The following is an 18,982-nucleotide window of genomic DNA, read 5'->3' on the forward strand; positions in this document are numbered from 1 at the left end:
TGCCGCACTCTCAGCGCTGTGGCGCTCCCCTGTCGGAATATGAAGATGTGCGGCCCACGGTACACGGGCCCTCTGACAGCCCTATCGCTCGGTGGCCGCCAGCTGCCCGCACGCTCCGTCGATCTCCTGGCCACGGGTGTCCCGTACGGTCACGGGCACGCCGTGGGCCGCGATCGCCTCGACGAACGCCTTCTCGTCCTCGGGACGGGAGGCGGTCCACTTCGAGCCCGGGGTCGGGTTCAGCGGGATCAGGTTGACGTGCACCCGCTTGCCCTTGAGCAGGCGGCCCAGCAGGTCACCGCGCCACGCCTGGTCGTTGATGTCGCGGATCAGGGCGTACTCGATGGAGATGCGGCGGCCGGACTTCTCGGCGTACTCCCACGCCGCGTCCAGCACCTCCCGGACCTTCCAGCGCGTGTTGACCGGCACCAGGGTGTCGCGCAGCTCGTCGTCGGGCGCGTGCAGCGAGACGGCGAGGCGGCACTTGAAGCCCTCGTCGGCGAACCGCAGCATCGCCGGCACCAGGCCCACGGTCGACACGGTGATGCCGCGCTGCGACAGCCCGAGGCCGTCCGGCTCCGGGTCGGTCAGGCGGCGGATCGCGCCGACGACCCTCTTGTAGTTGGCGAGCGGCTCGCCCATGCCCATGAAGACGATGTTGGACAGCCGCGCGGGGCCGCCGGGGACCTCCCCGTCGCGCAGCGCGCGCATGCCGTCCACGATCTGGTGCACGATCTCGGCGGTCGACAGGTTGCGGTCGAGCCCGGCCTGTCCGGTCGCGCAGAACGGGCAGTTCATGCCGCATCCGGCCTGCGACGAGATGCACATGGTGACCCGGTCCGGGTAACGCATCAGGACGGACTCGACGAGCGTCCCGTCGTGCATCTTCCACAGGGTCTTGCGCGTGGTGTCGTCGTCGCAGCTGATGTGGCGCAGCACGGTCATCAGCTCGGGCAGCAGCTCCGCCCGGAGCTTCTCGCGCGAGCCGGCGGGGATGTCGGTCCACTCGGCCGGGTCGTGCGCGTACCGCGCGAAGTAGTGCTGCGACAGCTGCTTGGCGCGGAACGGCTTCTCGCCGATCGCGGCCACGGCCTCGCGGCGCTCGGCGGGCGTGAGGTCGGCGAGGTGGAGCGGGGGCTTCTTGGCTCCACGCGGCGCGACGAAAGTCAGTTCTCCAGGTACAGGCATGGTCATACCAGTGTCGCAGACATACGGAAAGGACCCGCCGCCTCTGTGGACGACGGGCCCCTCACGCAGAAAACGCAGGTCAGCCGGCGCCTACGAAGACCACCAGCAGCAGCCAGACCACCGGAGCCGTCGGCAGCAGCGAATCCAGCCGGTCCATGATGCCGCCGTGGCCCGGCAGCAGCGTCCCCATGTCCTTGATCCCGAGATCCCGCTTGATCATGGACTCGCCGAGGTCGCCGAGCGTCGCACTCGCGGCCACCGCGAGACCCAGCAGCAGCCCCTGCCACCACGTCCCGCCGTGCACCAGGAACTCCATGCACAGCGCGCCCGCCGCCATCGCGAAGACGATCGCGCCGCCCAGTCCTTCCCGGGTCTTCCCGGGACTGATGCGCGGTGCGAGCTTGCGCTTGCCGAAGCGCCAGCCCACGGCGTACGCCCCGGTGTCGCTGACCACGGTCAGCAGCAGGAAGGTGATCACCCGCTGCACACCGTCGTCGGCCGCCAGCATCATCGCCACGAACGTCGCCAGGAACGGCACGTAGAACGCCGCGAAGACACCCGCCGTGACGTCCTTGAGGTAACCGTCGGGCGGCTCCGTCATCCGCCAGACGAGCACCGCGAGCGTGGTGAGCGCCATGGCGACCCACGTGCCCTCCGCCCCCCTGACGTACCCCGCCACGATCATCGCCGTGCCGCCGACCGCGAGCGGCACCAGCGGGGCCTTGATCTCCTTGCGCTCTTCCAGCCGCGAGGTCAGCTCCCACAGCCCGACCACCACGGCAACCGCTATCACGCCGATGAAGGCGGCTTTCCAGACGAACAGCGACGCGACGATCACCGCGCCGAGTCCCGCGCCCACCCCTATGGCAGCACGCAGATCACGTCCCGCACGCTTCTTCTGCGGGGGCGTCGGCGGGGTGGGCATGGGCTCCTCGGGCGGAACGATGGGCATGGGGCGAGTCTGCTCGGCCTGATGCGCATCGTGGGCGGGACCCGCCGGGGCAGGCCCCTGGTCGGAGGGACCCCACGCGCCGACGTACTCGCCTCGCGCCGGGGCCCTCCAGGAAGAGTCGTTCATCAGACCTCGAGCAGCTCGGCTTCCTTGTGCTTGAGCAGCTCGTCCACCTGCGCGGTGTACTTCGCGGTGGTGTCGTCGAGCTCCTTCTCCGCACGGCGGACCTCGTCCTCGCCGGACTCCTTGTCCTTGACGAGCTTGTCGAGGGTCTCCTTGGCCTTGCGGCGGACGGCGCGGATCGAGATCTTGGAGTCCTCGGCCTTGGTCTTGGCGACCTTGATGTACTCCTTGCGACGGTCCTGCGTCAGCTCGGGGAACGTCACCCGGATGATGTTGCCGTCGTTGCTGGGGTTGACGCCCAGGTCGGAGTCGCGGATCGCCTGCTCGATGTTGCGCAGCGCGCTCTTGTCGAACGGCGTCACGATCGCCATCCGTGCCTCGGGCACCGAGAACGAGGCCAGCTGGTTGATCGGCGTCAGCGCGCCGTAGTAGTCGGCCACGATCTTGTTGAACATCGCCGGGTGCGCACGGCCCGTGCGGATCGCGGCGAAGTCCTCCTTGGCCACCACGACGGCCTTCTCCATTTTTTCCTCGGCCTCGAGGAGGATTTCTTCGATCACCACTTGCTCCTGCATGTCTTGAGTGGGCCCGGCACTCAGCACTCAGGCCCGGAGTAACCCGCGTCTTGCTCCTGCACGGTGTCCGACCGGCAGGGCTTTGTCCATCCCCTCACAGGGGCCACCCGGTCAGTTCCGGGTGCCCTGCGCACTCACGAGGGTGCCGATCTTCTCACCCTTGACGGCGCGCGCGATATTGCCTTCGGCGAGCAGTTCGAAGACAAGGATCGGAAGCGCGTTGTCGCGGCAGAGGGTGATGGCCGTGGCGTCGGCGACCTTGAGGTCGCGGGAGAGCACCTCGCCGTACTCGAGCGCGTCGAACTTCACCGCGTCGGGGTTCTTCTTGGGGTCGGAGTCGTAGACACCGTCCACGCCGTTCTTGCCCATGAGCAGGGCCTCGGCGTCGATCTCCAGGGCGCGCTGCGCGGCGGTGGTGTCCGTGGAGAAGTACGGCATGCCCATGCCTGCGCCGAAGATGACGACGCGGCCCTTCTCCAGGTGGCGTACGGCGCGCAGCGGGATGTACGGCTCCGCGACCTGGCCCATGGTGATGGCGGTCTGGACGCGGGAGTCGATGCCCTCCTTCTCCAGGAAGTCCTGGAGGGCGAGGCAGTTCATGACCGTACCGAGCATGCCCATGTAGTCGGAGCGGGCCCGGTCCATGCCGCGCTGCTGGAGCTCTGCGCCACGGAAGAAGTTGCCGCCGCCGATGACGACCGCGATCTCGGCACCGTCACGTACGACAGCGGCGATCTCCCGGGCGATGGCGTGCACCACGTCGGGGTCCACACCCAGGCCGCCGCCACCGGCGAACGCCTCGCCGGACAGCTTCAGCATGAAACGGCCGTTCGCTTTGCCGTCTTCGCTCTTCTGGGTACTTGTCATGGAGATCTCCTAGTGCACATACGAAGGAGGCCATTGCCGGTGGGGTACTGAGTCCCGTGCGCGGCAATGGCCTCCTCGTCAGATCTGCGGTCGCCCGTACGTACGCGGTCGACTGGTCAAACCCTAACCGGGTCGTCAGTCAATCGTCGTACGGACTCAGATGCCGACCTTGATGCGCGAGAAGCGCTTCAGGGTGACGCCGGCCTCGTCCAGAACCTTCTGGACGGACTTCTTGTTGTCCAGCGCGTACGGCTGGCCGAGGAGCGTGGCCTCCTTGAAGAAGCCGTTCACGCGACCCTCGACGATCTTCGGGAGGGCGGCCTCGGGCTTGCCCTCGGCGCGCGTGGTCTCCTCGGCGACGCGGCGCTCGGCCTCGACGACCTCGGCCGGGACCTCGTCGCGGTCGAGGTACTTCGGCGCGAAGGCGGCGATGTGCTGCGCGATGCCGCGGGCGAGCTCGGCGTCTTCCTTGTCCAGCTCGACCAGGACACCGATCTGCGGCGGCAGGTCGGGCATGGTGCGGTGCATGTACGAGGTCACGTAGGCGCCGTTGAACTGCGCGAAGCGGTCCAGGACGATCTTCTCGCCGAGGTTGGCGTTGGCCTCGTCGACGTACGCCTGGACGGTCTTGCCGGGCTCGATCTCGGACGCGAGCAGCGCCTGGAGGTCGGCCGGGGACGTCTTGGCGACGTGGGCGGCGAGCGCGTTGGCGACGGCCTGGAACTTGTCACCCTTGGCGACGAAGTCCGTCTCGCACTTCAGCTCGAGCAGGACGCCGGAGGTCTTGTCCTCGGAGATGAGGGAAACGACGGCACCGTTCTCGGCAGAACGGCCTTCGCGCTTGGCGACGCCCTTCTGACCCTTGATACGGAGGGCCTCCACGGCCTTGTCGACGTTGCCGTCGGCCTCGTCGAGCGCCTTCTTGCAGTCCATCATGCCGGCGCCGGTGAGCTCACGGAGCTTCTTGACGTCCGCGGCGGTGTAGTTCGCCATGATTTGTGAATCTCTCTCGAAGTCGGAGCGAAGATCTACGGGTGGCGGCGGGGGCGGGCGCTCGTCGCGCCCTCCCCCGCCGTCATCGACCGTGACGGGTGTCAGGCCTGCTCGGCCTCGGCGGCCGGAGCGGCAGCCTCGTCGGCCTTCTCGGCGTCGGCGGGCTTCTCCTCGGCCTCGGCGGCGGCCGGGGCCTCGGCGTCGGCGTCGGCGTCGGCGGCCGGAGCGGCCTCGTCAGCCTTCTTGTCGCCCTCGAGCAGGTCGCGCTCCCACTCGGCGAGCGGCTCGCCGGCGGCCTTCTCGCCCGGCTTGGAGTCGCCGGTGGCGGCGCCGGAACGGGCGATGAGGCCCTCGGCGACGGCGTCGGCGATCACGCGGGTGAGCAGGGTGACGGAGCGGATCGCGTCGTCGTTGCCCGGGATCTTGTAGTCGACCTCGTCGGGGTCACAGTTGGTGTCGAGGATCGCGACGACCGGGATGTGGAGCTTGCGCGCCTCACCGACGGCGATGTGCTCCTTCTTGGTGTCCACGATCCAGACGGCGCTGGGCACCTTGGACATCTCGCGGATACCACCGAGGGTCTTCTCCAGCTTGGCCTTCTCGCGGGAGAGGACCAGGAGCTCCTTCTTGGTGAGGCCGGACGCGGCCACATCCTCGAAGTCGATCTGCTCGAGCTCCTTCAGACGCTGAAGGCGCTTGTAGACGGTGGAGAAGTTGGTCAGCATGCCGCCGAGCCAGCGCTGGTTGACGTAGGGCATGCCGACGCGCGTCGCCTGCTCGGCGATGGCCTCCTGCGCCTGCTTCTTCGTACCCACGAACATGATGGAGCCGCCGTGGGCGACGGTCTGCTTGACGAACTCGTAGGCGCGGTCGATGTACGACAGCGACTGGAGCAGGTCGATGATGTAGATGCCGTTGCGCTCCGTGAAGATGAAGCGCTTCATCTTCGGGTTCCAACGACGGGTCTGGTGACCGAAGTGGACGCCGCTTTCCAGCAGCTCCCGCATCGTGACGACGGCCATGGCCGTACTCCTTGGGTTTCTCGGTTTGCCGCGACCGCAGGATTGCTGTCGCGCCTGACGCCCCGATGCGCCGTGCCACGAGGGACCGAGCGGCGCGGCCACCGACCGCGAAGTGGGTGGTGGCGGGGCGTGCGAAGTCGACCCGGTGACCCGGATCGCCACAAGAAGTGTACGGGACCTGCACGGTGCCGGGTGACGGCGATGTCCACAACCGGCCGGCGGTCCACAGATCCGGGCCATGATCCCCACGAACCGGTCCGGTGCGTGACGGTTTCCGCATGCGACGAATGACTGTGCAGGTGCAGGTGCCGGTGCTGGTGTTCCTGGCCGCGCTTTTCGGCGGCCCCGCCCAGGCCTCGGCCGCCGACGCCGGCGCGATCCCCGACGCGGCCTGGCCCGTGGACGGGCGTCCGCTGGTCGTACGGGGCTGGGAGCCGCCCCCGTCGCCGTACGCGGCGGGGCACCGCGGCGTGGATCTGGCCGCCGCGCCGGGTGCACCCGTACGGGCGGCGGCCTCGGGCCGGGTCTCCTTCGCGGGCCCGGTCGCCGGACGCGGAGTGCTGTCCATCGCCCTGGCGGGTACGGGCGGACCGCCGCTGCGGACGACGTACGAACCGGTGCGCGCGCTGGTCGGCAAGGGCGACGAGGTGAGGGCCGGGCAAGTGGTGGGCGTACTGCAGAGCGGTCCGTTCCACTGCCCGTCCGGCTGTCTGCACTGGGGCCTGCGCCGCGGCGAGGCCTACCTCGATCCGCTGACGCTGCTCCCGCGCCACCTGCTCCGCCGCGGCCCGCCGCGCCTGCTGCCGGTCTTCGGCGTGCCGGTGGGTCCGCCGGTGCCCGTACCCGCCGTGGCGGGCACACCCGACGGCTTCCATGCGGCGGTCCTGGCCGTGACGGCGCTGTGGGCGCACCGCGCCATGGAGCCGGTCAGCCGCCCTGGACGCCGTGCAGCGCCATCGCGACGGCCGAGTCCGCGATCACGTCCGGGTCCTCCGCCGCACCGAGCTCGATGCGCCGGACCGCGGCGTCGACGACGCCCTGGAGCATCATCGCCGCCAGCCGGGGCTGCTCGTGTCCCAGTTCGCCGATCGCCTCGACGATCATCGTCACCAGACCTCCGTGCGCGGCGCGGATCTTCTCGCGCGCACCGGCGTCGAGCTCGCTCGCGGAGATCGCGACGACGGCGCGGTGGCGCCGGTCGCCGACCAGGAGCAGCTGTGCGCGCACGTACGCCTCGACCTTGCCCGCCGGGGTGCCGGCCCGCTCCATGGCGCTCTCGACCTCGGCGGCCCAGACCGGGAAGTCGACGGCGCACAGCTCTTCGACGACGGAGGCGCGCGAACGGAAGTACTCGTACACGGACGACCGGGCGAGACCGGTGCGCTCGGCGAGGGCGGGGAAGGTCAGCGCTTCCGTGCCGCCTTCCGACAGCAGGGAGCGGGCGGCGTCCAGCAGGGCGCCGCGCTGCATCGTCCGGTGCTCGGCCACCGAGGCCGCTCGAATCCTTGGCACGGTCCCACTCTACGGATGAGCCGCCGCCATGACGACGCTGCCGGTGCGGCAGGCACGATTCAGCAACCGCGTCAACGCCCGGCGTCGGCCAGCTTCGCCCTCAGCTGGAGCACCGATTTGGTGTGGATCTGGCTGACCCGGCTCTCGGTGACCCCCAGCACGTTGCCGATCTCCGCGAGGGTGAGGCCTTCGTAGTAGTACAGCGTGACCACGGTCTTCTCGCGGTCGGGCAGCGTGTTGATGGCGCGGGCCAGCAGCCGGCGCAGTTCCCGGTCCTCGGCGACCTCGACCGGGTTGTCGGCGTGGGTGTCCTCCAGCGTGTCCATGAGACTCAGCCGGTCGCCGCCCTCGCCCCCCGCGTGCAGCAGCTCTTCCAGGGCGACGACGTTCGCCAGCGACAACTGGCTGAAGACGGCGTGGAGTTCTTCCAGGACGATGCCCATCTCCGAGGCGACTTCACTCTCGGAGGGGGTGCGGCGCAGCTGCGCCTCCAGCGTCGCGTACGCGCGTTCGACCGCCTTGGCCTTCTGCCGCACCGAACGCGGGATCCAGTCCAGGGCCCGCAGTTCGTCGATCATGGCGCCGCGGATCCGTGTGATCGCGTACGTCTCGAACTTGATGGACCGCTCGATGTCGAACTTCTCGATGGCGTCGATGAGCCCGAAGACTCCGGAGGAGACGAAGTCGGCCTGCTCGACATTGGGCGGCAGCCCGACGCTCACCCGCCCCGCGACGTACTTCACCAGCGGCGAGTAGTGCAGGATCAGCTGCTCCCGCAGCCGCTCGTCGCCCGTGGTCTTGTACGACCGCCACAACTCGTCGAGCGACGAGGGTGCGGTGGGCCGCACGCTGCCACGCGCCGCGGGTGGCACTGCCGCGCGGTCAGACCCGGAGGTGTGCTGGGGCATGCGTTGCCTTGAGCCGTTCTGCTGTGACGTCTGGGGGATCGTGCGTCTGGGTGGGGGCCCTCGTGAGCGTAGCGTGACTGAGGTGTCGCAGTCCGCGCAGGATATGAGATGCCGCCCTTCCAGATGAACGCTCCGGGACACGTCCCGCCCCGGGGCCGTCACCGTGTACGACGGCCCCGGAGGGGTTGCCAGGAGGGCTGGGAAGGTCATCGCCCTCACCCTTTCACCCGAATGCCGCTGGTCAAGTACCGCCTCGCCGCACATTCGCGCGGTGCGGGGATCCGGGCGTCAACTGCCAGCCGTCACCCTTGCGTTCAACGAACCCCAAGGAGTGCAGTTCGTACAGCTTGCCGAGTGCGTCGTCGGGGGTGGTGCCCGCGCCCCGGGCGACGCGGCGCGCGTCGACGGAGCCGCGGGCCGGCAACGACTCCAGCACCAGTGCCGCGACGGGGTCCAGCAGGTCCCTGGGCAGTACGGGTCCCCGGCGCGCCGGGGCGAGATCGCCGATGCCCCCGACCAGCTCCACCACTTCCGCGGCATCGGTGACCAGCACGCCCTCGCCCCTGAGAAGTTCGTGCACCCCCGCCGAGAGGCCGCTGGTGGCGGGGCCCGGCACGCCCATCGTGAAGCGTCCGAGCCGCTGCGCGCTGCGCGCCGTGACCAGCGAGCCGCTGCGGTACTCCGCCTCCACGACGACCGTGCCCCGGGTGAGGGCGGCGATCACCCGGTTCCTGAGGACGAACCGGCTCTGCGTGGGATGGCTGCCGGGCGGCAACTCGCCGATCACCAGTCCCTGTTCCGCGATGCGTCCGATCAACTCCGCGTGTCCGCGCGGGTAGACCACGTCGACCCCGCAGGCCAGCACCGCGACGGTGGCCCCGCCCGCGGCCAGCACCCCCCGGTGGGCAGCGCCGTCGACCCCGAACGCGGCCCCGGACACCACGACCCAGCCGCGCTCCGCGAGCCCGGTGCCGAGGGAGGCCGCCATGTGCGCCCCGTACGACGTGCAGGCCCGGGCTCCGACGACGGCGACGGACCGCAGCGCCCACATCCGCAGATGCGGCCGTCCCCGTACCCACAGCCCGACCGGCCTGCCGTCCCCCAGGTCGTCGAGCTGCCCGGGCCACTCCTCGTCACCGGGGCAGACGAAACGCCCTCCGACCGCGGCCACCGCCGCCAGATCCCGCGCGGGGTCGGTCTCCGCCGCCCGCATCCGGTAACCGCCGAGCCGCTTGCCCGTCACGCCGGTCAGCACCTCGGCCGCTTCGTCGAATTCCAGTGAGGTGAGCCTGCGCATCAGCTCCACCGCGCCGCACTCCCGCAGCCACCGCCCACCGGTCTCGTCCCCGGGCTCGATGACCCGGGTCAGCGCCGCCCTGGCCAGTCGTTCCCTCTCGCGCTCTCCCTCCCGCAGCCCCTCGCCCGAGCCGTCGACCACTCCGTCGACCGCCCCTCCGCCCGCTCCCCCGCTCACCGTTCCGCTCATCCCGCGCCTCCGATCAGCGCAGGAGCGCCCCGTGCGATGCCGGTCCGCAATTCCAGCGCCAGGTCGACGTGGCGGCCGTCGGGCCGGTCGCAGCCCGCCAGGTCGGCGACGGTCCAGGCGACACGCAGCACCCGGTCGAGGCCACGGGCCGTCAGCAGTCCGCGTTCCATGTCCCGTTCGGCCGCGTCGAGGGCTCCGGGCGCGGGCTGCCAGCGCGTACGCAGTTCATGCCCCGGCACATCGCTGTTGGTGTTCCACGGGGTGCCCTCCAGCCGCGCCGCCGCCCGCGCCCGTGCTTCTCGTACGCGCCCCGCGACCACCGCCGTCGGCTCACCGCGCCCACCCCGGCCCAGCAGGTCGGCGCGTTGCACCGGCGCCACCCCGACCCGCAGGTCGACCCGGTCGAGCAGCGGTCCCGACAGCCGCGCCTGGTACTTGCGGATCGCCGACGGCGGGCACTCGCACCCCGAACCGTTCAGGGTGTGCCGTCCGCACGGGCACGGGTTGGCCGCCAGGACCATCAGGAAGCGGGCGGGCAGCCGCACCACGCCCGCGCTGCGCGCCACCACCACATGCCCCGACTCCAGCGGCTGGCGCAACGAGTCCAGGGCCCGCCCGCTGAACTCGGGCGCCTCGTCCAGAAAGAGAATGCCGCGATGCGCGAGCGACACGGCCCCCGGCCTCGGCAGCCCGTTGCCCCCTCCGACGAGCGACTGCATCGTCGCGGAGTGGTGCGGGGCGCAGTACGGCGCCGTCCTGACCAGCGGCTCGCCCGGCGGCAGGATGCCCGCCACCGAGTGCACCGCTGTCACCTCCAGAGACTCCTGCCTGGTCAGCGGTGGCAGGACGGCCGGCATCCGCTCCGCCAGCATCGTCTTGCCGGCGCCCGGCGGCCCGTGGAGCAGGAGGTGATGGCCGCCGGCGGCAGCGACCTCCAGGGCCGTGCGCGCGGCGTACTGCCCCGCGACGTCCGCGAGGTCGGCGCCGTCGCCCCCGCCCTCACGGTCACCGACGGCCAGCCCGGTGCCCACCCCCGCGCCCGGCACCATCAGCCCGGCAAGCATGGCGTCGGGCCGCCCCTCCTCGGCCCGCTCCTCCTCGGGCACCTCGGCTCCGGTCAGCACGGCGATGAGCTGACGCAGGCTCCGTACGCCGAGGACCGAGACCCCCGGCACCAACGCGGCCTCCGCCGCCGTCTGTTCCGGCACGACGACCTGGCCGTACCCGGCTTCGGCAGCGGCGAGGACGGCCGGCAGGATGCCGCGCACCGGCCGGACCCTGCCGTCCAGCCCCAGCTCCCCGATCACCACCAGGTCGGCGATCTCCCTGGGGTCGATACGCTCCGCCGCCCCGAGCACGGCGACCGCGACGGCCAGGTCGAACCCTGAGCCGCTTTTGGGCACGGAGGCCGGGCTGAGCCCCACCGTGAGCTTCTTCTGCGGCCACTCGGCGCCGGAATTGACCGCTTCCCTGATGATTGGATGTGTTCAAGCGCAACGGGGAGGGACTCGAGTTGAGTGAGTGGCACGTGGAGTGGGTACCGGATCCAGGGCGGTGGGGAACGCCGCCAGCGGAAGGTGTCCTGGGGGTACAGGACCTGCCTGGGGCGGTGGCCCGTATCGGGCTGAGACCGGGGGATCCGGTTTACGTACGGCCGGACGGCACGGTAGACCGCCATTTCCTGGATTTCGTACGGTCCGAGGTCTTCCGCAGTCTGGAACGGGAAACGAAGCGCAATTACGGAACGGATTACCGGCTGCTGCTGAATTTTCTGTCTTCGCGTCGGCTGTCGTGGCAGGAAGCGACGCCACAGGATCTGGCGGACTACCGGCACTGGCGGTGCGACACCCCGGAGAATCCTGGCCGGATCAGCGGGACGAAGTGGGATCGTGAAGCCACCGCGTTCACGAAGCTGTTCAAGTGGGGCAAGGTCTCCCCGCTGCCGGTGGATGTCTCGCGACGGGAGGACCGTGCTGCGGACTCAGTTAGCACGCGGGTGTCGTGGATGACGCCGCGGACCTGGGTCTTGTGGATGGACATCGGGTTGCGTGGCCACACTCGGGCTGGCATAACGGCGCCGGGTTGGGAATCACGGACGGAGCTGCGCAACACCAGTTTCGTGCAGTTGCTGTTGAGCTCGGGTCTGCGGCGGCAGGAGGGCGGTTCGCTGCTGACGTTCGAGCTACCGACCCAGCGCCTGCGCTACGGCCGCTACTTGCACGGCCGCATCGCCGGCGCGGCAACGAGGTCCAAGAACTCGGGGACCTTCTACGCGTCGGTGGACGCGGTTGGCCAGGTTGAGGCCTACGTGGAATCCGAGCGGGCGTGGGCGGTGCAGCGTGCTCAGGCGGCGGGCCGTTACGAGCGTCTGCACGTGATGCGGCTGATCACGAAGGTGACGAGCGGCCTGAAGCCGAAGGTCGAGTGGGTGGACCGTGACGGCGTCGTCGGCGGGCACGAACTCAGCCGCCTGGACTGGCGTGAGCGCCAGTGGCTGTTCCTGGAGGGACCGGACGGGCCGGAGCCAGCGTGGTTGTGGCTAACCGAGCAGGGCCTGCCTATGGCTCCGGACCGGTGGAACGGCGTGTTCAGGATGGCGAACCTGCGCTGCGAGGAGGTCCTGCTCACCAACGAGGAGCGGAAGGTCGGGCGGGCGTTCCGGCTGGCGGACGTGCGCGGCAAGACCCCGTATGCCACCCCGCACTCATGCCGGCACTCGTTCGCGCTCTACATGTTGATCCTGCTGAACGAGCTGTTCGAGTCACGCTACGGGCTCACCAAAGACGACCGGCGGGACTTCGCCCATCTGTTCGGCGACCCATGGTGGCTGGTGATGACGTTGTTGCGGCATGCGGACGTGGAGACGACGAAACGGCACTACCTCGCACCCGTCTCCCACCTTCAACTGGAGTCGATCCTCGCTGCCGCAGAGACGAATGCCGAGGGGGAGGACGTCGAAGATTTGAACGGCGTGTTCGCCCGGCTGGCCCGAGAGACAGTGGGCATCCAGGACATCGACACCCTCCTCGAGGCTGCGTCGTGAGCCGGCGGGGGCGGAAGGCCGTCCTGCCGCCGGCCGATCACCGCACCGAGCCGCCCCTGCCCCCAGACGGGCTGGTGGTGACCGTGGTCAACAAGGCCGGCTACAAGAAGGAGTACGACTTCGCCGAACTGTCGGCCCCCGAACCGATGCAGAGGTCGCTGGCCACTGCCTTCGCGGTGCAGTCCCGCAATTGGACCAGTCACCGCACAGCGGGCAACAATTGGTACAGGTTGCTGATGTTCACCAGGTTCCTGTCCGGGCTGGAGCAGACACCATCAGATCTTGACGAGCTGTCCGCCGCTATGTTCAAGCGCTGGCGCGCGCAGCACGTCGGCTCCAACAACGGCAGGTCCACATTGTTTACGGTCCGTGCTCTGCTGCGGTGCGATCGTCGGCTGCACAGTGGCCCGGCAGCAGAGGAGCTGGCCCGCCGCATCCCCGGGCCCCAACGGAGTAAGCAGTCCTACAAGGAAACGGACCGGGAGCGGGTATCGCTGGCAGCGCAGCGGCAGTTCCGGGCGGCGTGGCTGCGCATCCGTGAGAACACTGAGTTGCTGGAGCGGTGGCAGTCCGGGGCGATGTCTGAGGGCACCGTCGAGTGGCGCATCGGCCAGGTCCTGGACCACCTCGCGCTCACTGGCGATGTTCCCCGCACTGTTCTGCCCAGCAGCCAGGTTGTGGTGACGAACCGTCGGCTGCTGGGTGGCTCCGGGCCGGAGCGCACATGGGGGCGACTCTTTCTGTCGCGGCAGGAATTGACCGCGCTGGCGGTGCTGCTGACCGATCGTTTTGGGTGGAACCTTTCGGTCTACGACCGCCTGCCGACTCCGACGAGAGCACCATCGGTCGGGGAGACGACCGCGCTGACCTATCAGGTCCAGATCGAGAAGCGTCGGACAGGCCGCGGGCGCTGGTTCTCCACGGAGAACATCACGGACTCTGGAGCTGACTCTCCTGGTCGGCTGATTTCCCAGGCGCTGGAGGCGACGGCGCATGGCCGGGCACTGGAGGCCCGCCTGGCGCCAGGACTCGGCTTGCTGATGGTTGCGCGTGCTTGGCGGCGTGGGCTCGTCGAACATCGGAACTTGGACCGCCCGCAACCCGTCGACCCGCTTGTCTTCGGTGTTTCCGACGATGACGTGAAGCACTGGGCAATCAGCCACCAGCTGGGAGGCTCTCCGTTCCAACGAACACGAAGGACGACGGTGACGCGTGAACGCCGTCCCCTGCAGCACTCCCGGAGCACTCATGAGAGCGTCTACGTCCTGCCCGACAAGCACGTCCAGCAAGCCGCGCAGGGGGTCATCGAGGACGGCGCCCAGGAAGCCCTAGATCAGGCCCGCGAAGCCGTGTTCTCCGGTCGTCTCAGCCAAACTCCTGATCCTCAGCATCAGGAGACGGCGGTGGCGGACTGCGAGGATGAGAGCACCAGTCCATGGCCAGCCTTGGCCGGAGGATGCGGAGCGGACTACCTGCTCTGCCTGGGCTGCCGCAACGCTCACGTTCATCCCGGCCATCACCCCAAGTTGGCCCACCTCCATCAGAGGCTACAGAGCCTGCGGTCCGTCCTGCCGGACTCCGTCTGGGACGAGCGTTGGCGTGATCACTTGCTGCGGCTGGAGGACCTGCGGCACGAGAAGAAGATCGGCACAGCCGCCTGGAGGGCCGCGCTGGACCGTGTTACCAACGCCGACCGCGCTCTTATTGGCCTTCTGCTGGACGGGAGTCTCGCACCGTGACTACTCCCGCTATCGAGGATGACCTGTTCGCGCTCCCGATGCCCGCTGCCGACAGTCCTGTTGTGCTGCCTCGTTGGATACGCCCTGGCAACTCGCATCCCAGCTCCCGCTATGAGCAGCTCATCTGGTCGCTTGGCCCGCTCATCGACAACCCCACTACAGCGGTCGGGCACATCTTCTGGAAGAACTGTCCCGAGGAGCTTCGCGGCCAGATCAAACTGGCCGCTTGGGTCATGGTCAATGGGCAATTGCGGGCCACCTACCTGCAGACCCGCAGCCAGAGTGCCCGCGGTCGGCGCTCACCTGGGGTTCTGCAGGAGACTTGCCGCGAGTGGATGCGGCTGGCCCGGTGGCTGCACAAGCAGGGAGTCAGGGATCTTGCTGACTGCACAGCCGACGTGTGGTCCCGTTACGCGGCCGAACGCTGGCGCGTCGGCAGGAGTCGCTCTCGCGCCGAGAGAGTACTCGGCCAGCTGTCCGCCCTTTGGGCCTTCGACCAGCTCGCCGCGCACCCTTCAGGACTCGCACGCCCCCCGTGGGACATACACGGCATCGATGATTATCTTCCTTCGTCCAATGCCACAGCTCACGGAGTGGAGAACACAACTGAGCCCCTTGATCCGCAGGTCATCGGGCCGCTGCTGGTGTGGGCCATACGGATGGTCGAATTCTTCGCCGACGACGTCCTAGCCGCGTGGGCTGAGAACAGGCGCCTGAACGCGCTCGCAGCTGCTACTGCTCCTTCCCCTGCTGGCCGGGCAGCGCTCAACGCGTTTCTCATGCCCCTCGTCACCAGCGCGGCCCCGCTTCCGACCCTGCAACATCAAGGCACGATCAAACCGGCCCGAACGTTCATCGCTGCCACCACCGGCGCCGGCCTGTCCCAAGTGGATAGGTTCACGCAAAAGCACGGACTTACCGCGCTGGCCAAAGAACGGCCGGGCCCATGCCCCATGCAGATATCGGTCACTGCACGCATGAACGGGAAGCCGTGGCGCGACCACATGGACTTCACGGAGGTGGCCTCACTGATGCGGCACCTGGGAACTGCCGCGATGATCATCTGCCTCTACCTGACGGGGATGCGCCCCCAAGAAGTACGGGCTCTACGGTCCGGCTGCTGCCCTGACCCCGAACCCGGAGCCGACGGCACACCCGGACGACACTTGATCCGCGGTCACCACTTCAAGAACGTCACTGACGACGACGGAAACCACGTTTCTGCGGGCGAGGAACGTGAAGTCCCCTGGGTGGCCATCACACCGGTTGTCCGTGCCATTCGCGTCCTGGAGCGCATGGTCCCACAGGGCGAGCTCCTCTTCAGTGCCGTCCACCACGACTTCACGCACCAGCGCGGCCATCACGGCACATTGAAGAGTTCTGGCTTGCGGCAGCGGATCGAGGGCTTCGTGAAGTGGGCGAACCACGAGGCACAGGCCCAGGGCCTGCCCGACCAGGTGATCCCCGAGGATCCACACGGTGCGATCGGAATGTCTCGGTTCAGGCGGAGCCTGGCCTGGCACATCGCCCGCCGTCCGGGCGGGCTGATCGCGCTCGCCATTCAATACGGGCACATGCGCACGGTCCTAGATGCCCGCACCTCCAGCGGCTACGCCTCGCGAAGCCGCCGCGGAATGCACAGCGTTCTCGATGTCGAGACCGCTCTGGCCGCCGCGGACACCGCCGCCCACCTTCGCGACCGTGTCGCTGCTGGGGAGAAGGTCTCGGGCCCGGCCGCCCGCCGGGCCCTGACCGCTGCGGCGACGACCCCGCGGTTCGAGGGCCGGATCGTCCCCACGACGTTCGCAAAGAAGGCCGCGGTCTTCCTCGCCCGGGACGGCGTCGTGCTCTATGACAACCCGGACGCGTTCCTGATCTGCGCATTCAAGCGGGACAACGCGCTCTGCGAGCCCGATCCGGGCGCAACGGCGCCGCGGCAGTACGCCTGCCAGCAAGGCTGCGGCAACACCGTCCGCACCGACACCCACGCACTTCAAATGAGGGATCAGGCCGACGAGATCGACCGCAAGGCCGTCGTCGTCCCGGAGAAGCTTGCCCAACGGCTGGGCCGCAATGCCGACAACCTCCGCAAGATGGCCGACGCCCATGACGCCACCGCCCAGACCGCCGAGGCACTGACATGAGCCAGCAGCACCAGGACGAACGCACTCACATCCGCGAAGCCATGGACCGGCTGCTGGCCGGGAAGGCCACCGCCTCCAACGGCAGCCTCACCGCCGCCGCCCTCGCCGCCGAGTCCGGCATCCACCGCATGGCCCTCTACAAGCGGCACGCGGACCTGAAGAACGAGTTTCATGAGCGTGTCCGCAAGGAGACAGCGCAGGTCCCGGAGACGGAGAAGCAACTGCGGGCAACCGTGGCCAAGCTCAAAGAAACCGTCGCGAACCAGCGGGCCGAGATCACAGAGCTCCGCCAACTGGTGACCAGTCTGACTCTCGCCAGCGCGGTTCTCACCACCCAGAGGCAGGACGCGCCGACAGGACCTGTCCCAGCACCGGACAATGTGATCCCGTTCCCTCCGCCCACCCGCTGAGCCCCTGCCCTGCGGGCATTTCTTGCCACATCTCACTAGGGCGCCTTGCCCTAAGAGTCAGCATTCTTGGGAACCTCGAAGGGGTTTTGACGCGAACCACCGTCCTCAAAAAAACTTCTGGCAACCTCAATGTCCATGCCCGTGGATTTCCACTCATTGAGCGGAAAAAGGATAGGGTCCGAGTCAGCCACGGCGTCATACGTTACCGAGAGGCCCTCCACCTCTACTCTCACCTTCGCTACTTTCGGATTGCGGGATTCGCGGATAGCCTGAAGCATTTTGCCAATATAGACGACATCGCCGTCGCTGGCTTGTAGTAGTTGCCCGAGGGTTCGATGGTCAATGATTGAGACCTTTGAGCTCTTTTCTTCGAAGAACATACCCGAGTTTTGCGAAGTCACAATGAGGCTCTTGAGAACAATGTGCCCATCGTCAAGTGGCTCTGGGTCCATGGAAAGGACGCGCTCGACGAGCAGTTCCGACCCGCCATCCGATGCGAGCGCCTTGACGACGCTATCTACCTGATCAAAGGCTTTTGAGAGACCGCCCTTATTCAGGGCCCGTAGATAATCTTTTGCCCAGTATGCGGGAAGCGTCGCCTTTGCCTCGATGGCGAAGACAAAGTACCCGAGGGTCTCCTCACGCGAAACAACCAGCAAGTCAATGTCTGGGGCCTTTGGATCGACCGAAGAGAGGGGAACGTTCTTCTGAACGAGGAACCCGATCGCCTCGAATAGAGATGCCAGCCGATCGACGAACTCGTCTCCAAGCGGGTTGCTGATGCGAGAAAGGAACCAGTTTGGATCTCGGCCCGCCTGGACTCTTAGTAGGTGTGCGGGAATGTCTTCACTGATGATACTTTCGGCGGTCATCAGAAATTCTGAAAGCCCAGGGTGGTCAACGATACTGAAGTACATCGGCTGATGTTTCGCGTCTGGCGAATATGTCAGATCACCAAGAACGGTCCGGATATCTGACTCAGCCAATTCAGTGCCGATCGCTAGCTCCCGCACAAGCCCCTCTTTCGGGAACTGAAAAACAGGCCACGTGGAATTCGCCCTAGCGAAATATCGGTGATAAAGAGCTTTGGCGAGAAGATACTCATATACCCGCCGGAAGCTCTCGTAGGTGTATCCCTTCAGGGAGATGTCAGCACCGGCTGCGTCCAGCAGGTCAAACTTCAGGCTGGCTCGCACTTTGGCTTCGGCGAGCGTTGACTCGAATGCCCTACTGAGGTGCTCACCGTCGCCAAATTCCTCCTTGCCTCGCAAGAGGTCTTCGATCTCGGGGTCTTCTACACCTTGCCGGTGCATCTCGATTAGATCCAGAAAGGCGGTATTCCATCCTTGAGAGAACTGCCGCGGGATGGAGGGGTCGGAGAACTCAATGGCTACATGATTTCCCTCAAAACTCCACGAGAAGGAGCCAGGCGAAATGTGACTGTAGTACAAGTACTCTCTGATGAGGTAGTAGTGCGACAGGAACGTCAAATCGTCGATCACTTTTCTGATGTCGACCTCATCACCTGATCCATCACCCTTGATCAGGATCGGGAGCGCAATGTCGAGACCTCTTCTGAGAGTGCCGGCCAAGGCGCTTTCCTCAGTCCCCTCAGAGTCGAGAACCGATATCATGCCAAAGGCGTTACGAAGGACCGACGTGGCTGACATCTTAAAGATGTCCCTGCTCTGCATTTCTCGATCGAGAGATCGTTCGAATGCCTTGATGTCTTCGATGCTCACTACGCCAGCCTTCCCAGCTTCGTCCGCTGTGGAGCGCACGGCCATCGGGCCGTGCAAGAGTTCACTTATCACGCAACAGTCGTGTCATGCGCCTAGTTTTCGAACTACGAAGTCGTACGTGCAGGTCACATCGGATCCAGGAGGATCCACTGGCATCTGCTTGCTCAGCCCCACCGGGACAGGCTCGCGTCCGCGATCTTGTGACGACCCTGACCTAGTGCCAGCGAGCATCATCGGTCCACTGCTTCCGGCGCTGCCTCCTGGCGTGAGCTACGTGT

At 67.6% G+C, this 18,982-nt stretch carries 14 protein-coding genes and 2 pseudogenes; 5 read left to right on the plus strand and 11 right to left on the minus strand.

The genetic code is table 11. The annotated features are described in order from the left end of the window. Window positions 1–81 precede the first annotated feature (81 nt). The 6 genes from rlmN to rpsB form a co-directional block, all read right to left on the minus strand. A complete protein-coding gene (gene rlmN / locus ACWD0Y_RS00260) occupies window positions 82–1,188 on the minus strand; it encodes a 23S rRNA (adenine(2503)-C(2))-methyltransferase RlmN (RefSeq protein WP_093803280.1) in 1,107 nt (368 codons plus the stop codon). Window positions 1,189–1,267: 79 nt separating this feature from the next. Beyond that, window positions 1,268–2,266, minus strand: a complete 999-nt coding sequence (locus ACWD0Y_RS00265; RefSeq protein WP_450258247.1) for a phosphatidate cytidylyltransferase — start codon at window positions 2,264–2,266, stop codon at window positions 1,268–1,270. Beyond that, a complete protein-coding gene (gene frr / locus ACWD0Y_RS00270; protein ID WP_093798792.1) occupies window positions 2,266–2,823 on the minus strand; it encodes a ribosome recycling factor in 558 nt (185 codons plus the stop codon). The genes ACWD0Y_RS00265 and frr overlap by 1 nt, the downstream gene beginning before the upstream one ends. 126 nt (window positions 2,824–2,949) lie before the next feature. Next, window positions 2,950–3,705, minus strand: a complete 756-nt coding sequence (gene pyrH / locus ACWD0Y_RS00275) for a UMP kinase (RefSeq protein ID WP_093798793.1) — start codon at window positions 3,703–3,705, stop codon at window positions 2,950–2,952. 156 nt (window positions 3,706–3,861) lie between these two features. Continuing rightward, the gene (gene tsf / locus ACWD0Y_RS00280) at window positions 3,862–4,698 is read right to left on the minus strand and encodes a translation elongation factor Ts (RefSeq protein WP_093798794.1); all 837 of its coding nucleotides are present in this window, start codon (window positions 4,696–4,698) and stop codon (window positions 3,862–3,864) included. A 101-nt stretch (window positions 4,699–4,799) separates the two neighbouring features. Next, complete coding sequence (gene rpsB, locus ACWD0Y_RS00285) at window positions 4,800–5,720, minus strand: 30S ribosomal protein S2 (protein WP_450258248.1); 921 nt, start codon at window positions 5,718–5,720, stop codon at window positions 4,800–4,802. Window positions 5,721–6,007: 287 nt separating this feature from the next. Here rpsB and ACWD0Y_RS00290 point away from each other — a divergent pair. Then, window positions 6,008–6,412 (plus strand): annotated as a pseudogene (locus ACWD0Y_RS00290) (murein hydrolase activator EnvC family protein); the annotation flags it as partial. Between the two features lie 235 nt (window positions 6,413–6,647). Here the strand turns inward: ACWD0Y_RS00290 and ACWD0Y_RS00295 are convergent. The 4 genes and pseudogenes from ACWD0Y_RS00295 to ACWD0Y_RS00310 form a co-directional block, all read right to left on the minus strand. Continuing rightward, window positions 6,648–7,208 (minus strand): TetR/AcrR family transcriptional regulator, encoded by a 561-nt coding sequence (locus ACWD0Y_RS00295; RefSeq protein ID WP_450258336.1) that lies wholly within the window; start codon window positions 7,206–7,208, stop codon window positions 6,648–6,650. A 95-nt stretch (window positions 7,209–7,303) separates the two neighbouring features. Further along, on the minus strand, window positions 7,304–8,140 hold the full coding sequence (gene whiG / locus ACWD0Y_RS00300) for an RNA polymerase sigma factor WhiG (protein ID WP_450258249.1): 837 nt from the start codon (window positions 8,138–8,140) through the stop codon (window positions 7,304–7,306). 241 nt (window positions 8,141–8,381) lie between these two features. Beyond that, window positions 8,382–9,626, minus strand: a complete 1,245-nt coding sequence (dprA, locus tag ACWD0Y_RS00305; RefSeq protein WP_450258250.1) for a DNA-processing protein DprA — start codon at window positions 9,624–9,626, stop codon at window positions 8,382–8,384. Continuing rightward, a pseudogene (locus ACWD0Y_RS00310) lies at window positions 9,623–11,089 on the minus strand (YifB family Mg chelatase-like AAA ATPase); the annotation flags it as partial. The gene dprA and the pseudogene ACWD0Y_RS00310, both read right to left, overlap by 4 nt. Window positions 11,090–11,139: 50 nt before the next feature. On the opposite strand from ACWD0Y_RS00310, the gene ACWD0Y_RS00315 reads away from it, so the two are divergent. From ACWD0Y_RS00315 to ACWD0Y_RS00330, 4 genes are all read left to right on the plus strand, one after another. Then, complete coding sequence (locus tag ACWD0Y_RS00315) at window positions 11,140–12,669, plus strand: integrase (RefSeq protein WP_450258337.1); 1,530 nt, start codon at window positions 11,140–11,142, stop codon at window positions 12,667–12,669. 77 nt (window positions 12,670–12,746) lie between these two features. Continuing rightward, window positions 12,747–14,408, plus strand: coding sequence for a hypothetical protein (locus ACWD0Y_RS00320; protein WP_450258251.1), 1,662 nt, complete (start codon window positions 12,747–12,749; stop codon window positions 14,406–14,408). Between the two features lie 38 nt (window positions 14,409–14,446). Further along, on the plus strand, window positions 14,447–16,552 hold the full coding sequence (locus ACWD0Y_RS00325) for an integrase (RefSeq protein ID WP_450258338.1): 2,106 nt from the start codon (window positions 14,447–14,449) through the stop codon (window positions 16,550–16,552). Next, window positions 16,549–16,962 (plus strand): hypothetical protein, encoded by a 414-nt coding sequence (locus ACWD0Y_RS00330; protein WP_450258252.1) that lies wholly within the window; start codon window positions 16,549–16,551, stop codon window positions 16,960–16,962. Before ACWD0Y_RS00325 ends, ACWD0Y_RS00330 begins: the two co-directional genes overlap by 4 nt. 50 nt (window positions 16,963–17,012) lie before the next feature. On the opposite strand, the gene ACWD0Y_RS00335 is transcribed toward ACWD0Y_RS00330, so the two are convergent. Further along, a complete protein-coding gene (locus ACWD0Y_RS00335; protein ID WP_450258253.1) occupies window positions 17,013–18,704 on the minus strand; it encodes a hypothetical protein in 1,692 nt (563 codons plus the stop codon). Window positions 18,705–18,982 lie beyond the last annotated feature (278 nt).

Source organism: Streptomyces altiplanensis, from assembly GCF_053591575.1.

What these genes read in the sequence shown, in the direction of transcription:
- pyrH (WP_093798793.1), bottom strand. Translation starts at nt 3,705, where the DNA reads ATGACAAGTACCCAGAAGAGCGAAGACGGCAAAGCGAACGGCCGTTTC.
- rlmN (WP_093803280.1), bottom strand. Translation starts at nt 1,188, where the DNA reads ATGCCTGTACCTGGAGAACTGACTTTCGTCGCGCCGCGTGGAGCCAAG.
- whiG (WP_450258249.1), bottom strand. Translation starts at nt 8,140, where the DNA reads ATGCCCCAGCACACCTCCGGGTCTGACCGCGCGGCAGTGCCACCCGCG.
- ACWD0Y_RS00325 (WP_450258338.1), top strand. Translation starts at nt 14,447, where the DNA reads ATGCCCGCTGCCGACAGTCCTGTTGTGCTGCCTCGTTGGATACGCCCT.
- ACWD0Y_RS00265 (WP_450258247.1), bottom strand. Translation starts at nt 2,266, where the DNA reads ATGAACGACTCTTCCTGGAGGGCCCCGGCGCGAGGCGAGTACGTCGGC.
- ACWD0Y_RS00330 (WP_450258252.1), top strand. Translation starts at nt 16,549, where the DNA reads ATGAGCCAGCAGCACCAGGACGAACGCACTCACATCCGCGAAGCCATG.
- tsf (WP_093798794.1), bottom strand. Translation starts at nt 4,698, where the DNA reads ATGGCGAACTACACCGCCGCGGACGTCAAGAAGCTCCGTGAGCTCACC.
- dprA (WP_450258250.1), bottom strand. Translation starts at nt 9,626, where the DNA reads ATGAGCGGAACGGTGAGCGGGGGAGCGGGCGGAGGGGCGGTCGACGGA.
- rpsB (WP_450258248.1), bottom strand. Translation starts at nt 5,720, where the DNA reads ATGGCCGTCGTCACGATGCGGGAGCTGCTGGAAAGCGGCGTCCACTTC.